This window comes from Streptomyces sp. NPDC005761 (assembly GCF_040630635.1).
Taxonomy (GTDB): domain Bacteria; phylum Actinomycetota; class Actinomycetes; order Streptomycetales; family Streptomycetaceae; genus Streptomyces.
The window spans coordinates 61,120-75,625 of the sequence record NZ_JBEXXX010000027.1 but is presented as its reverse complement, the minus strand read 5'-3'; the positions used below and the strand labels follow the sequence as shown (position 1 = coordinate 75,625).

Annotated in this window: 10 protein-coding genes; 4 read left to right on the top strand and 6 right to left on the bottom strand. The window is 71.4% G+C overall.

Annotated elements, in window-relative coordinates:
- Positions 1-59: 59 nt before the first annotated feature.
- The 3 genes from ABZ434_RS23490 to ABZ434_RS23480 form a co-directional block, all read right to left on the bottom strand.
- The gene (locus ABZ434_RS23490) at positions 60-2,666 is read right to left on the bottom strand and encodes a PA14 domain-containing protein (protein ID WP_359140162.1); all 2,607 of its coding nucleotides are present in this window, start codon (positions 2,664-2,666) and stop codon (positions 60-62) included.
- Positions 2,667-2,901: 235 nt separating this feature from the next.
- Complete coding sequence (locus ABZ434_RS23485) at positions 2,902-3,543, bottom strand: GAP family protein (protein ID WP_359140160.1); 642 nt, start codon at positions 3,541-3,543, stop codon at positions 2,902-2,904.
- 195 nt (positions 3,544-3,738) lie between these two features.
- Positions 3,739-4,452 (bottom strand): (2Fe-2S)-binding protein, encoded by a 714-nt coding sequence (locus ABZ434_RS23480; RefSeq protein WP_359140157.1) that lies wholly within the window; start codon positions 4,450-4,452, stop codon positions 3,739-3,741.
- A gap of 222 nt (positions 4,453-4,674) precedes the next feature.
- On the opposite strand from ABZ434_RS23480, the gene ABZ434_RS23475 reads away from it, so the two are divergent.
- Complete coding sequence (locus tag ABZ434_RS23475) at positions 4,675-5,991, top strand: DMT family transporter (RefSeq protein ID WP_359140155.1); 1,317 nt, start codon at positions 4,675-4,677, stop codon at positions 5,989-5,991.
- Here ABZ434_RS23475 and ABZ434_RS23470 read toward each other — a convergent pair.
- Entirely contained in the window at positions 5,961-7,307 is a 1,347-nt protein-coding gene (locus ABZ434_RS23470; protein WP_359140152.1) for a transglycosylase family protein, read from the bottom strand. The genes ABZ434_RS23475 and ABZ434_RS23470 overlap by 31 nt on opposite strands.
- 183 nt (positions 7,308-7,490) lie before the next feature.
- On the opposite strand from ABZ434_RS23470, the gene ABZ434_RS23465 reads away from it, so the two are divergent.
- The gene (locus ABZ434_RS23465) at positions 7,491-8,594 is read left to right on the top strand and encodes a LacI family DNA-binding transcriptional regulator (protein WP_359140149.1); all 1,104 of its coding nucleotides are present in this window, start codon (positions 7,491-7,493) and stop codon (positions 8,592-8,594) included.
- Between the two features lie 52 nt (positions 8,595-8,646).
- Here the strand turns inward: ABZ434_RS23465 and ABZ434_RS23460 are convergent, their stop codons facing one another.
- Positions 8,647-10,002, bottom strand: coding sequence for an ROK family transcriptional regulator (locus ABZ434_RS23460; protein WP_359140147.1), 1,356 nt, complete (start codon positions 10,000-10,002; stop codon positions 8,647-8,649).
- 453 nt (positions 10,003-10,455) lie between these two features.
- Here ABZ434_RS23460 and ABZ434_RS23455 point away from each other — a divergent pair, with 453 nt between their 5' ends.
- Positions 10,456-11,718 carry an acyl-CoA thioesterase/bile acid-CoA:amino acid N-acyltransferase family protein gene (locus ABZ434_RS23455; protein WP_359140144.1) on the top strand — a complete coding sequence of 421 codons (1,263 nt, stop codon included), beginning with the start codon at positions 10,456-10,458 and terminating at the stop codon, positions 11,716-11,718.
- Positions 11,719-11,785: 67 nt separating this feature from the next.
- On the opposite strand, the gene ABZ434_RS23450 is transcribed toward ABZ434_RS23455, so the two are convergent.
- Positions 11,786-12,379, bottom strand: a complete 594-nt coding sequence (locus ABZ434_RS23450; RefSeq protein ID WP_359140141.1) for a TetR-like C-terminal domain-containing protein — start codon at positions 12,377-12,379, stop codon at positions 11,786-11,788.
- Between the two features lie 662 nt (positions 12,380-13,041).
- On the opposite strand from ABZ434_RS23450, the gene gndA reads away from it, so the two are divergent.
- A complete protein-coding gene (gene gndA / locus ABZ434_RS23445) occupies positions 13,042-14,481 on the top strand; it encodes an NADP-dependent phosphogluconate dehydrogenase (RefSeq protein ID WP_359140138.1) in 1,440 nt (479 codons plus the stop codon).
- Positions 14,482-14,506: the final 25 nt, after the last annotated feature.

Genomic DNA, 14,506 nt, shown 5'->3' with positions numbered 1-14,506 from the left:
GGTCGGACGGTGCCGCTCCGGTCCGCCCGCTGCGGGGCGGACCGGAGCGGCACCACAGGTCAGGCCGCGGGGCAGCCCGCCACGACGTCATTCGACGCGTCGCGGATCAGCGCCTGCTGGGCATCGTGGACCCGCTTCACATCGGGCTTGACGACCTTGCGGTCGTAGGTGAGCAGACCGTTCAGCTCGCCCTCCACGTCGGAGATCTGCGTGTACACAGCGCCGTTGCCGCCCTTGCAGGCCAGCGCGTGCACCTCGTCGAGCTTGGTCAGATAGTCGTCGGTGTAGGTGGCCGGGTCGACCGCGATGTACGACTGCTGCACCGCCCAGGCGTGGCCGGGCACCGCGAGTCCGAGGCCGCCGTACTCGCCGCTCATCAGGGCCCGTCGGCCGTCCGGGGCAGGCAGTGCGGGACTCGGGTAGCCGTGCTCGTCGATGATGTCGCCGGTGCCGCCGTCGACGCCCAGGTTGATCCCGGACATGCTGTTGACCAGGCGCGTCGGGTCCCAGGCCTTGGCCTGGTCGGCGATCCGGGCCTCGTCGTACTGACCCCAGCCCTCGTTGAAGGTCACCCACATGACGATGGACGGATGACTGGAGTGTTCGTCGATCATCTCCTTCATCTCGTGTTCGTACTCGGTCCGCGCGGCGGCCGAGGGGTTGACGGTGTTCATGGCCGGCATGTCCTGCCAGACCATCAGGCCCAGCTTGTCCGCCCAGTAGAACCAGCGATCGGGCTCGACCTTGATGTGCTTGCGGACCGAGTTGAAGCCCATCGCCTTGTGCATCTTCAGGTCGTACGCGAGTGCCTCGTCGGTCGGCGCGGTGTGCAGCCCGTCCGGCCAGAACCCCTGGTCGAGGGTGGCCATCATGAAGACCGGCTTGCCGTTGAGGACGGTACGGGGGGTGCCGTTCACCTTCTCGACGGCGATGGACCGCATGCCGAAGTAGCTGCCGACCCGGTCGGATCCGACGGAGACCTTGAGCTGGTAGAGGTGCGGATCGTCCGCGGACCACAGGTGCGGGTCCGGGACGGGCACCTTCAGGGCCGATCCGGTCCGGCCGGTGACCGTGCCCACCTTGCGCCTGCCGTCGTACGCGGTCGCCGTGACCGGCACGCCGTCACGCGCACCGCGCACCTCGACGGCCACGCTCTCGCCCGCGACGTCCGGGGTGAGCTTCAGTGAGTCCGCGTGGTCGGCCGCGACCGGCTCCATCCAGACGGTCTGCCAGATGCCGGAGGACGGGGTGTACCAGATGCCGCTCGGGTCCAGGCGCTGCTTGCCCATCGGCGGGTTCTCGCCGTCCTCGGCGTCCGTCGGGTCGTAGACACCGACGATCAGCTCCTGCGTCCGGCCGGGCTTCAGCGCGTCGGTGACGTCGGCGCTGAACTTGTCGTAGCCGCCCTTGTGTTCGGTGACCTTGTGGCCGTTGACGTACACCTCGGACTGCCAGTCCACGGCACCGAAGTTCAACCGGAGCCGCTTCGCCGAGCCGACCTTCCAGTTCTTCGGGACGGTGAAGGTCCGGCGGTACCACATGCGGTCCTCGTGCCGTTCGATCCCGGAGAGCTGCGACTCGACCGGATACGGGACGAGGATCTTCTCGCCGAGCCTCTTGCCCACCGGGGGCCGCTCCCCGGCCTTGGCCGCGGCGAACTCCCAGGAACCGTTGAGGTTCTGCCAGGTGTCGCGGGTGAGCTGGGGGCGCGGGTATTCGGGGAGCGCGTTCTCCGGCCCCACCTCGTCGGCCCACTTCGTGCGGAGCTGGTAGGTGGAGTGGTTGGGCCCGCTGGACCAGAAGGCGCCGACCTGCTTGCCGTCCTCGCCGGCCAGTGCCCCCTCACCGTCGTAGCGGATGTCGGCGAGCCCGGTGGCGTTGCCGGCCTTGTTCCCGACGACCGGCTCCTTGAGGGCGACGGTCAGGCTGCGCGGGTCGGCCGGGTCGGCCTCGACCGCCCCGAGCGGCCATTCGGCCCCGCCGATCACGGCGTCCAGGTGGTTCACCAGCCCGGTGGGAAGAGCACCGAGCTTCTGGGCGAAGTCGAGCTTGAGGGTGCGCCCGTCCGCGAGCACGGTGGCACCGATGGCGCCGTCGTACGCGAAATCGTCCGGCAGCCGGAAGGCGGACTGCGGGACGGGCACCTTGGTACCGCCCGGCTCGGTCCATTTGAGATGGAGGTTGGAGCCTCCCTGGTGCTCGAAGAACTCCACCTTGAGGTCGTAGGCGGTCCCGGCGGTCAACTCGACCGGCTGGGAGGTCTGTTCCTTCTCCCAGTCGTCGACCCAGTGATCGATGACCGGCTTCCCGTCGATCCAGAGGCGGAAGCCGTTGTCCCCGATCATGGAGAACGTATGGGCGCCGGACTTCTCCGGCACGATCTTCCCGGTCCACCGGATGCTGGCGTCGTCGGCCTGTCCGGTGGCCGAGGTCAGCCTCGATTCCAGGGTCGGGAAGTCGATGGACGGGTCGAAGCCGGTGGCCTTGAGCGTCCCGAAGTCGAAGGCGCCCGGGGCGGACTGGGTGAAGTACTCCCCCTTCAGCCCCTGCGCCTCGTCGACGCCTCCGGAGTCCTGACCGGCCGCCGAGGCGGCGGGTACGGCGGACAGCCCGGCTGCTCCCACGACGGCTGCCAGGAACAGAATCAGTCTCTTGTCGATGCGCACGGATCCTCCTTGCGAGGAAGGGTGGCGGCTCGTTGCCACACGATGTACAACGTTGGAAGGAATGGCAGTTGGCATGACAGCACGCCACATGCGGCCCTGTCCAGGTCCATGACAAGTCCTGATGGAGAGCGGAGGAGAACCGCAAGAGCCCACGTCAGGGCCCTTGGCACGACGGTGCGGACCGGATCACCGCGCCGGCTTTCCGCATGCCCGGGGGCGGTCGGCACGGCGTGGATCAGACCAGTTGATAGAGACTCTTGGCCACCAGCCACAGGCCCGCCAGGAGCGAGAGCGTCACGACCGCCTGGTCCTGATGGTCTTCCGTCCAGTCGCGCAGCGCGCCGAGTCTCGCGTGGGCCTCCGTGGGCCGGAAGGTCGCGTACAGCAACATCACCAACAGGCCTGAGGTCGCCAGCAGGCAGAAGGCGAACAGCGCCATGTACGAGCCGATGGAGGACATGTGCGCCTGCACGACCGTGGCCGCCCCCGCGGCGACCAGGCCCCACGGCTGCAGGAGGACGCCCAGACCGGCCGCGGTCCACGGCGAGGCGCTGTCCAGCCGCGACAGCCACTTCGGGCGCCGGCGGGGCCGTCTGCCCCGCCGGCGCTTCCTCTCTCCGTAGACCACCATCCCGACACCCAGCGCCAGTTTGAGCGCCAGGGCCGCCGTGGAGGGCGCGCTGCGAGGGGCGGGCGGCCTGCCGCCGGTCAGCAGGATCACCGCTGCGAGCACGAGGACCAGGCAGCCGAGCCAGGCGAGGACGAACGCCAGCCCCTTGCGCACACCCCGGGGCGTGGACAGCAGCAGGATGAACGCGCTGTTGTGCAGGGGCCCCACGTCGATGGCCAGGCCGATGATGACGAGATCAAGAACCATGCGTGGCACCGCTCGTCCTCGTGGTGCGGGCACAGGGCCTCGTGATGATCCTGGCGATGCGCTGCCGCATGTCCGAGCTCCTCGTCGCAGAGATGGAACCGTTCCCCGTCGACTTCGTAGCCCGTTCGCCGCTCCCCCGCCGCCGTACGTGCCGAACCGCCCGCGAGAGAGACCCGAAAGGCTCTGTCGCGCCTCTCATCCTCCGCCGGAACGCCCCGGCGGCCTGCGGGGGGCCTCGTCGAAGACGCAGTCACCGCACAGCCCTCCGCCCGGCACGCGGTAGTAGAGACAACAGGTACCCCTGCGGAAGCCCGGTCCGTGCGGTGCGCCCGTGTCGCGCAGATCCGGGTGGTCGAAGAGTTCGGCGGCCAGGGCGCGGGTGCGCGCGGCGACGTCCGGCCGTCCGTGCGCACGCGCCCACGCGAGGAGTTGGCGCACGGCTCCCGCCAGCGCGGATCCGGCGTTGCCCCACAGCAGCCGGATCGGCACGGCAGTGTCCCGGCGGATCGCCGCGCCGAGCGGCACGAGATGGCCGTACTGGACGACCTCCCGGATCCGGCCGGCCGAGGCCGGGATCGCCTCTCGGCCGCCGAACCACAGGTCGTCCGGGGCGGGCAGCCGGGGTTCCCAGTGGAGGTCCTCGGCCCGCAGGCCGGGGAAGCTGCCCGTCAGGGCCGCCGGTCCGAGCGCCGTGGACCACAGGCGCGCGGCCAGGCCCAGGTGCGCGACGGAGGCGGCGACGCGTCGTTCGGCCGTCCCCAGCCGCTCCGCGACGGTGTCGATCCGGTCCGCGAGCGGCGCGCCCTCCCCCGCGTACAAGCGCGCCAGCGCGCGGTGCCCGCCGTCCCGCACCGGGGCCGTCCGCAACGCGAAGAACCCGCCCGGGCCGGCCCCCGCGTTCCCCTCCATCGACCTCGCCTCCCGCTCCGCCGGCCACCCGGTGTGACGCCAGGGGCACCGGCAGTGCCGCGGCTCGCGGTCCACCGTATCCGTGCGGGATGATCGTTCTGACGTCGGCCGCAGGGAGGACTACCGTCGGGAGGAGGACACCGGGACCACTCCCGTACTACCAAAGCAGTATGCCGAATCGCCGTCTCAGGGACGACGACGCGGCGGCTTTGAAGGGAGATCGTGGTGTACATGAGTTCCCTCGCGTTGTCCGTGCTGCTGTCACTGGTCTCCGCGGTCGCGTACGCGGCCGGGGCGATCGTCCAGGAGCGCGTGGCCACGGCCTCCGACGGCCGCTCACTCGCACCGCTGCGCGACCGGGTCTGGTGGGCCGCTGTGGCGCTGAACGGCGTGGGCGCCCTCCTGCACGTGGTGGCGCTGGCCTACGGTCCGCTCAGCCTCGTGCAGCCGCTGGGCGCCCTGACCATCGTGTTCGCCCTGCCGATGGCCGCCCTCTTCGTACGCCGCAAGGCCGGGGCGACGGCCTGGCGCGGCGCACTCATGGCGACGGTGGGACTCGCGGGGCTGCTGGCCCTGACCGGAAGTTCCGACGCGCACTTCCTGGGCGGGCCGGAGCAACTGATGCTCGCCCTCGTGACGTTCGGCGCGGTGGCCGCGCTCATGCTGCTCGCCAAGGCCATGCGCCGGCCGGTGATGCGCAGTGTGGTCCTGGCCGGGGCAGCGGGTGTCGCCTTCGGGATCGCGTCGGTGTTCACGAAGACCGTCGCCATGCAGTGGACTTCGGGCGCGGTCGGCGAGGGACTCCCCACGCTGCTGGTGATCGCCACGCTCGCCGGGGCGGGGCTGCTGCTGTCCCAGGCGGCGTACCGCGGCGCGGGTCTGACGGCGCCGCTCGCCACCGTGACCGTCGTGAACCCGGTGGTGGCCGCCGCGGTCGGCATCACGCTGTTCGGGGAGCAGTTCCGGCACGGCACCGCGGGCACGATGCTCGCCCTTGCCTGCGGGGCCGTAGCGGCCGGCGGACTGATCATGCTCACCACGGAGCGGATGAGCGCGGAGCGCCGCGAGGGCCGGCAGGCCGCCGGCGGTGACCGTCCGCAGGGTGCTGCCCGCGCGGCCGAGGCATCCGGCGGCGTGACTGGCGCCGCGTCCCCGCCCGGGCCCGTGCCCGACGGGACCCTCGGCGAGGACGCGGGGGATTTCGCCGGGCCCGCCGGATCGCCGGACCCGGTGGGCGCACCGAGCGGCCGGGCGGGCGCGCTGCCCCGGCCGGTCCGGTCGACGACGACCGTGGTGACCTTCCCCGAACCCGAGGGGACGATGCCGCCCGCGGCGGCCGCGGAAACGTTTCCCGCGCCGCTGCCGTTGCCCGTACGGATGCCGCTGGAGCGGCGGGTGGGCCGGGCGGAGTTCGTACCGGACGCGCGGCCGCTCGGCGGCGCCGCGCGAGAGGGCGCGTCATCCGGGTCATCCGCCTCCGCCGCCACGGCCGGTGACCGGCCGGGCGTTCAGACCCTGACGCCGCCCGCTCTGAGGTAGGCCAGCGGGTCGATGTCGGAGCCGTAGTCGGGGCCCGTCCGGATCTCGAAGTGCAGGTGCGGCCCCGTGACGTTGCCGGTGGAGCCGGAGCGGGCGATGCGCTGTCCCCCGCCCACGTGCTGGCCGGAACGCACCAGGAGCGACGACAGGTGCGCGTACTGGCTGTATTTGCCGTCACCGTGCCGGATGACGATCTGGTAGCCGTAGGCCCCTCCCCAGCCCGCCGAGACGACCGTGCCGGACCCCACCGCCTTCACCGATGTGCCGGTGGGCACGGGGAAGTCCACGCCCGTGTGGTAGCCGCTGGACCAGGAACCTGCCTGGTGGTACGGGGTGCCCGTGCCGGCCGCCACGGGGGCGGTGAGCCCGGAGTGCTTCTCCGCCCGGGCCGTGCTGCGGGGCTGCGTCTTGTGACTCTCGGTCTTCCTCGGCTTCGGCTTCGCCTGCTGCGTCTGCTTCGGCTCGGGCTTCGCCTGCTGCGTGGGCCGGGCCGCCGGCCTGCGCTCGGGCTGCGCCGGTGCGGGCGCCGCCTTCTCCCGGGCCCGCGCCTCGGGCCGGGCGTCGGCCGCCGCCTTGTCCTTGGCCTTCCCGGCCCGCGGCTCGGCCTTCGCCGCGGCTCCGGTGATCGTCCTCGCGGTCCCTGCCGGGCCGAGGCTCAGACGCTGGCCCGGAAAGATCAGGTCCGGGTCGTCACCGACGACCTTGCGGTTCGCCGAGTAGAGCCGCTGCCAGCCGCCCTCCAGCCGCCGCTCGGCCGCGATCCCGGAGAGCGAGTCACCGCGTGCCACGGTGTACGAGTCGCGCTTGCCCGGCACCGTGGTGGGCGTGGCCTTCTTCGTCCCCGCCCTCTGCGGCGAGGAGGTGCGGGACTCGGCCTTCTTCGGCGTCGCGACCCCGACGGTCCGCTCGGTCTGCGGGCTGATGTCGGGCCCGTCACCGCCCCGTGTCAGGCCCGCCTTTGCGGAACAGACCGGCCACGCGCCCGGCCCCTGCCCCTCGAGGACCTTCTCGGCGATGGCGATCTGCTGATCCCTGGAGGCCAGGTCCGCGCGTGGCGCGTACTCCGTACCGCCGTAGGCAGCCCAGGTCGAGCGGGTGAACTGAAGCCCGCCGAAATACCCGTTGCCTGTGTTGATGTCCCAGTTGCTGGTGGATTCGCACGCGGCGACCTTGTCCCAGACATCACCTGACGCGGCACCCGCCGACGCCGCGGTGATGAGCGGGAGGGCAATGCCCGCACCGCCCGCCGTGACCGTGAGCGAGACACGGTTCATGCGGCTCGGCTGGTATCTGCGGTGCCGTCCGTTCGCGGCCATGACTTGGCTCCCCCACTGACAGTAGGACACGTCGCAAGCGGTCAACTTATGTGCAGACAACGGGTGATGACAAGAGCACAGCGAGTTCCGGCCACCGTCGTGGCCGAGCGGTCCACGCCTGGTTCCCCGCCACTGTCCGCACCGACACGGAGAGCGCTCTCCCCGGATGCTATAAATGCGCTCATGACGGATGACCCGCGACCGGCTGCCGGCACACCCACGCTCGAGGATGTGGCGAGGGCGGCCGGCGTCTCCCGTGCCACGGTCTCCCGGGTCATCAACGGCGTACGGAATGTGGACCCGGCCATCCAGGACTCCGTGCGCCGCGCGGTCGACCTCACCGGCTACGCACCCAACCGCGCGGCACGCTCCCTGGTGACCCGGCGCACCGACGCCATCGCGCTGGTGGTGTCGGGCGCGGGCGCCGAGCCCGGACCGGGCGACGACACGGGCCCGGCCGGTGCGGAGGCGGCCGAGGGGGACGACGGATCGTCCTTCACCGCGCAGGTTTTCGCCGACCCCTTCTTCGGCCGGGTCGTGACCGGGGTGGTCAACCATCTGCGGCCGCGTGGCATGCACCCGGTCCTGATGTTCGCGGAGACGTCACGGGCCCGCGCCGACGTGATCTCGTTCCTGCGCCAGGGCAGTGCCGACGGCGCGCTGGTCGTCTCGACCCACGCGGAGGACCCGCTGCCCGGTCTGCTCGCGGACGCGGGACTTCCCGCAGTGCTGTACGCACGGCCCGCACCCCCGGTCCGGATCAGCTACGTGGACCTCGCCCACCGCGACGGGGCCCGGCTGGCCGCCGAACACCTGCTGGCCCGGGGCTGCCGGCACATGGCGACCATCACCGGACCACTGAACGTAGCGGCGGGCCACGAGCGGCTGGCCGGATTCCGCGACACCCTGGCGGAGCGCGGCCATCCCCTCGTCCCGAGCGCCGAGGGGCGGTTCACCCAGGAGAGCGGCGAGGCCGCGATGGAACAGTTGCTCGCCGGACACCCCGATCTGGACGGGGTGTTCGCGGCCAACGACCTGATGGCGACGGGCGCCTGCCACGTCCTGCGGGAACACGGCAAGCGGGTGCCCGAGGACGTCGCGGTGATCGGGTTCGACGACAGCAGCGCGGCGTCCGCCTGCCGCCCACCGCTGACCACGGTCCGGCAGCCGGTGGAGGCGATGGCTGCCGAGATGGCCCGACTGCTGATCGACCGCCTGTCGAGCCCCGATCGGGCGCCCTCGTCCGTGATCTTCGAACCTTCCCTGGTGGTGCGGGAGTCGGCTTAGGCCGGCGCTCCGGTCGGTGACACCGAGGGCGAACACCGTCGGGTGCCCCCGCTCACCTCGTCGAGTCCGGCGCCGAGCGTGTGCGCCCCCTCCCCCGTACCGCTTCCGTAGCCGTCCGGAACCCTTGCTCCGAGCCGGGCTGCGGGTCGAGGAGCGGGCGGCTGCCACCCCTGGCCAGGAAGTCGGACAGCGGGAGAGTCGCCGCGCCCACCGTCACCGCGTCGGGGCCGAGGCGGCCCAGCTCGATCGTGGTGCGGGCCGCGGCATGACGGAGGGCGTACTCCTGCGCGTAACGTCGGATGTCGGGCAGCAGGTGCGGTCCGATCAGCAGGCCCGCCCACCCTCCGAGCAGAATGCGCTCGGGCAGGAAGAGGTTGATCAGGTCCCCCAGAGCGGCGCCCAGGCATGCGGCGGTCTCGTCGAGTACGTCGACCGCCAGCGGATCCGGTTCACCGCCGGGACCGGGGTACGCGGCGGCGAGCAGCGCGGCGAGCGCGGTCTCGTCGTCGGTGTCGGCGGGCAGCGGACCGCCCGCCTCGTGCCAGCGTTCACGCATGGCCTCGGCGCCCCCGTACGCCTCCAGGCAGCCGATCGAGCCGCACCGGCAGCGGCGGCCGCGCAGCTGCACGGTGGTGTGGCCCCATTCGAGAGCCATGCTGCTGCGGTCCTCGTCGAGCAGGTCGCCGTGGTTGACGCAGGCGCCGACGCCTGAACCGATGAGGGCGATGGCCGAGACCCCGGCGCCGCGGCCGCCGCCGAACCACATCTCGGCCTGGCCGAGGGTCTTGGCTCCGTTGTCGATGAAGAACGGCACCTCGGGCGGGATCCGGACGGCGTCGCGGAGCAGCCGCTCGAAGGGGACGGCGCTCCAGTTGACGGTCTGCCCATGGACGACGGATCCCACATCGCCGACCGCGCCGTCCGGCGCATGGCGCTCGATGATGCCGGGGACCCCGATGCCGATGCCGAGAAGCCTGCGCGGGTCGGCACTGGCGTCGCGCAGTACGTCGGCCACCCCGCTGCGGACGTGTCCGACGATGCGGTCGACGTCGTACCCGTGCTGGGCCAGCAGCCTTTCGGTACGGGCCAGTTCGGTGAGGGCGAGATCGAAGAGCTCGACCCTTATCCGGGTCTCTCCGATGTCGATGCCGATGAGGAGGCCGCCCCCGGGGGCCACGCGCAGCAGCGTGCGGGGACGGCCGCCGTCGGAGTCGACGACTCCGGCCTCCTCCAGAAGGCCTTCCGCGGCGAGTTCCGCAACGACGTTGCTGATGGAACCTGAGCTCAGCCCCGTTGCGGGACCGAGCTCCTGGCGGCTCAGCGGGCCGTCGAAGTACAACCGTTGCAATACCCTCGCCCGGCTGCCCCGTCGCAGGTCACGCACGGTCCGTGTGTTGCGCTCAGCCATGTGGCTCCTTCCCGTCCCGCAACATACCGCGACCGCGGGGCCGCCCTTCCTTCGCCTCTTAACTCACGCTATAACTTAAGCCGGAGGCGCGCCCCTTCGTCAGGAGTTGCGGCAGGCGGTGCGCCAAGCGGCAGGCGGTGCGCCAAGCTGATCCGCGAGGTGGCGGCGGGCGGCTCGCGCAAGGCGGCCTGCATCTCCTCGCGAAGGCGCGAGGCCCTCCCCGGCGGCCTCCGGCCGCGACGGCCGACCGCCGTCGGAGGTTCCGCGCCGGCCGACGGGCCGATCAGCCTGCAACCACGCCAGGGCGCTCATCACGGACGCCGCACCAGAGGCAGGGATGCCGACAACTGGACGGGGTGGATTCCGCTTGCACGATCCCCGGCGAGGAACCCCGCCCACGTGATTGGTTGACCTGTACAGCTACTGCGGCAGAGCGAACCGAGGGGGCGCATCGTGGGCGCGAAGAGCGTGGAAGCGTGGCGGAGGCGCACGGCCGCCGTGACGTGCTGCTTGGTCCTGCTGTGTGCGGGTGCGTGCTCGTCGGGTGAGGAGCACAGCGTCCGGGCGCGCATCCAGGTGGATCAGCCCGAGTCACTGGCGGACGAGGCCGTGCGGGTCCAGGTATCCGGACTGCACCCGCACGAGGAGGTCACTCTCACCGCAGGCTCCGTGGACCGCCAGGGCATACGATGGACGAGCCGGGCTGTCGTCAGCGCGAACGATGCGGCAACAGTGGACCTGGACCGTGCACGAATAAGCTCAGGCACCTACCACGGCGTTGACGGCATGGGGCTGTTCTGGTCCATGCGCCCCCATCAGAAGGACACCGGCAAGCTGGCGTTCTTCCCGAAGCCGCCCACCGAGCAGGCGTCGTACGAGGTGACGCTCGCCGTGGAGGCGGGTGGCAAGAAGATCGCGACGCGCTCGCTGACCCGCACGTGGATGAGCAAGGGTACGACCCACCAGGCCCTGAATGGGGGCAGGAACGGCGTGTACGGGGGCCTTTACCTGCCACCGCCCCACTCACCACGGCGTGCACCGGTCCTGACCATCGGCGGCTCGGAGGGCGGAGCCGGCAACCCGTACGCGGCGGCCCTGCTCGCCTCCCACGGGCACCCCGTACTGACCCTGTGCTACTTCGGCTGCCCAGGGCGTCCGGAGAGCCTGGAGAACATCGGACTGGAGTACTTCGCCACGGCAGCCCGCTTCCTGGACCGCCGCTACGGCACAGGGACCCACAAACCGGCCGTGATCGGAATCTCCCGCGGGACGGAGGCGGCCCAACTCCTCGCCCACGCATACCCCGATCTCGTCAGCGATCTCGTGCTCTACGCTCCTTCCCGGAGCACCACGCCGGGCTACCCGCACGGAGTGGCCTGGACCCGGGGCGACAAGCCGGTCGACCTCACACCCATTCCGCTCGACCACGTGAACGGCGACGTCCTGGCGATCGCGGGTGACGACGACCGGCTCTGGCAGTCGGCCGAGGCCGCCCGCAGCATCGGACGCGAACAGGCGCGCCCGGGCCGGCAGCGCGAGGCCCTGGTCTACGAGAACGCCGGCCACCACATCGGCTGGTACCCCTACAGCCCCACCGCCCGTTACGCCAGGAACCCGCTGGCGAACAGCTACATGTATCTCGGCGGCACCTTGGCCGGGAACGCCCGGGCACAGGCCGGTGGCTGGCCCCGCGTGCTCAGCCTTCTCGGAAGGTGAAGCACCCGCCGGCCGGTCCGCAAGGGACTACTCGGCCTCCGTCGGCCCCGGTTGCCGCCCGCGGTGCTCACACTTCGCGTACGGCCCCGCCGGTCGCCGACGTCCAGTTCGCCAGCAGGAAGTGCAGGGCCTCGACGGCGCGCTCCCACGACGCCTGTACCGCACGCGGCGCGCCGAACCCGCTCTCTGCCTCGAGAGCGGTGAACCCGTGGAAGGTGCTGCGCAGGAGCCGCACCGCGTCCGTGAGGTCGGGTTCGGTCAGACCGTAGGCGCGCAGCATCGACGAGGTGGTCTCGATGGTCCGGTGGTACGCGGGCGCCGCGGCGACGACGGCGGGGTCGACCCGCATCCGCGTCGCCTCGTAGCGGCCCGGGCATTCCAGAGCGAAGGACCGGTAGGCGTCGGCGAAGGCGACCAAGGCGTCCCGCCCGGCACGCCCGGCCACGGCGGCCTCGATGCGGTCGATGAACTCCCCCGCGGCCAGGAGCGCGACCCGGGTGCGCAGGTCCTGCAGGTTCTTGACGTGGGAGTACAGGCTGGCGTCCTTGACGCCGAAGCCGCGGGCCAGGGCGGAGATGGTGACCTTGCCGAAGCCGTCCGAGTCGGCCAGGTCGGCAGCCGCCGCCACGACGCGGTCGGTCGTGAGCCCCGCGCGAACCATGCCCACCCCAAACCGATGTGCTGCCCGGACCCCGACGGGCTGCCCGGACTCCTTGGCCTTCTCCGAAATATACACAGGCCGAAGACCTGACCTGGAACGTCACAGGTCCGCGGTGGTCACGGCTTGCCGTGACCACCGCGGACCTGTGCGCCGTGCCGACAGCGGGGATGGGACGGCACGGCAGTCCGGAAGCGGAGCGCCCTCCGCTGCGAATGCGCTGTGTCGGTGCTGGACGGCGCTTCCGGAAAGCCCTGCCCGGGACCGCGGACCGGCTCGAGGGCTCTCCAGGAGAGCGCTCTCCAAGATGCAGCCAATGGTGCGCCACCGCTGACGTGGTGTCAAGAGTTGTTGAACAGGGCGCACATGAGGCGCGTCAGCCTTCGGATACTGAAGGTTGCGGCCAGGGGCACCTGGTCAGGCTCACACGGGGAACGACGCCTGATGGGTGAGGCGGACGTCGGCCCCGTCGCCGGGGGCGGGCGAGGCCGGTGACTCTCCGGCCGGGGCCGCAGCACCGGCTGCCACCGGGCGCTGAACAGGCCGTCCTCGGGCACCGTATCCATACTGGACATCGCGGCACCCCCGCGCCCGCCCCCGTGGGTCCGCGGCCTCGCGGCCGCCCGGCCTTCCCGTCCTCCCCGAGACCTTGCAGGAGCAGACAGATGAGCGGCACTGCGCAGATCGGCGTCACCGGACTTGCGGTGATGGGCCGCAACCTGGCCCGCAACTTCGCCCGTAACGGTTACACGGTCGCGGTGCACAATCGAACGACGGCGAAGACGGATTCCCTGGTGGAGGAGTTCGGTGACGAAGGGGCCTTCGTGCCCGCGCACACGCCCGAGGAGTTCGTCGACTCACTGGAACGCCCACGCCGTCTGGTCGTCATGGTGAAGGCGGGTGACCCCACGGACGCGGTCATCCAGGAGTTCGCCCCGCTGCTGGACGAGGGCGACGTCATCATCGACGGTGGCAACGCCCACTTCGAGGACACCCGCCGCCGCGAGAAGGAATTGCGTGAGCGCGGTGTCCACTTCGTCGGCGCGGGGATCTCGGGGGGTGAGGAAGGTGCGCTGAACGGGCCCAGCATCATGCCGGGCGGCTCGGCCGAGTCGTACGAATCGCTGGGCCCCATGCTGGAAAAGATCGCGGCGAAGGCGAAGGACGGCACCCCCTGCACCACGCACATCGGGCCTGACGGCGCCGGCCACTTCGTCAAGATGGTGCACAACGGCATCGAGTACGCGGACATGCAGCTGATCGCGGAGGCGTACGACCTGTTGCGCGCGGTCGCCGGGTACTCCCCCGCGGAGATCGCCGAGACCTTCCGCAACTGGAACACGGGCCGCCTGGACTCGTATCTGATCGAGATCACCGCCGAGGTCCTGGCCCACACCGACGCCGCCACCGGCAGGCCCTTCGTCGACGTCGTGCAGGACCGGGCGGAGCAGAAGGGCACCGGCCGCTGGACCGTGCAGATCGCCCTCGACCTGGGCGTTCCCGTCTCCGGCATCGCCGAGGCCGTCTTCGCCCGCTCCGTCTCCGGCCATGCCGCACTCCGCGATGCCTCACGCCACCTCGCCGGACCGAGTGCCCGGAAACTGGGCAGGGAGGAGGCTGCGGCATTCGCGGCCCAGGTCGAGCAGGCGCTGTACGCCTCGAAGATCGTCGCCTACACCCAGGGCTTCCACGAGATCGCGGCCGGCAGCGAGCGGTACGACTGGGACATCGACCTCGCCAGGATCGCCGCGATCTGGCGCGGCGGATGCATCATCCGGGCAGCGTTCCTCGACCGGATCACGAGCGCCTACGACGCGCAGCCCCAGATGCCGAGTCTCCTCTCCGACAAGAGCTTCGCCGAAGAGATCGCCGCCGCGCAGGACGACTGGCGCACCGTGATCGCCGCCGCCGTCACCCAGGGCGTCCCCACCCCCGCCTTCGCCACCACCCTCGCCTATTACGATTCCCTGCGCGCCGAACGCCTCCCGGCCGCCCTCACCCAGGGCCAGCGCGACTACTTCGGCGCTCACACGTACCACCGCGTCGACCGCAGTGGCACTTTCCACACGCTCTGGGGCGGGGACAGGAGCGAGGTCGAGAACTGACCAGCACTCTCGCGGGAGCGGGTGC

Excerpts from the sequence above, each read along its gene's own strand:
- ABZ434_RS23485 (WP_359140160.1), bottom strand. The coding sequence starts at position 3,543 with ATGGTTCTTGATCTCGTCATCATCGGCCTGGCCATCGACGTGGGGCCC.
- ABZ434_RS23480 (WP_359140157.1), bottom strand. The coding sequence starts at position 4,452 with ATGGAGGGGAACGCGGGGGCCGGCCCGGGCGGGTTCTTCGCGTTGCGG.
- ABZ434_RS23470 (WP_359140152.1), bottom strand. The coding sequence starts at position 7,307 with ATGGCCGCGAACGGACGGCACCGCAGATACCAGCCGAGCCGCATGAAC.
- ABZ434_RS23465 (WP_359140149.1), top strand. The coding sequence starts at position 7,491 with ATGACGGATGACCCGCGACCGGCTGCCGGCACACCCACGCTCGAGGAT.
- ABZ434_RS23460 (WP_359140147.1), bottom strand. The coding sequence starts at position 10,002 with ATGGCTGAGCGCAACACACGGACCGTGCGTGACCTGCGACGGGGCAGC.
- ABZ434_RS23450 (WP_359140141.1), bottom strand. The coding sequence starts at position 12,379 with ATGGTTCGCGCGGGGCTCACGACCGACCGCGTCGTGGCGGCGGCTGCC.
- gndA (WP_359140138.1), top strand. The coding sequence starts at position 13,042 with ATGAGCGGCACTGCGCAGATCGGCGTCACCGGACTTGCGGTGATGGGC.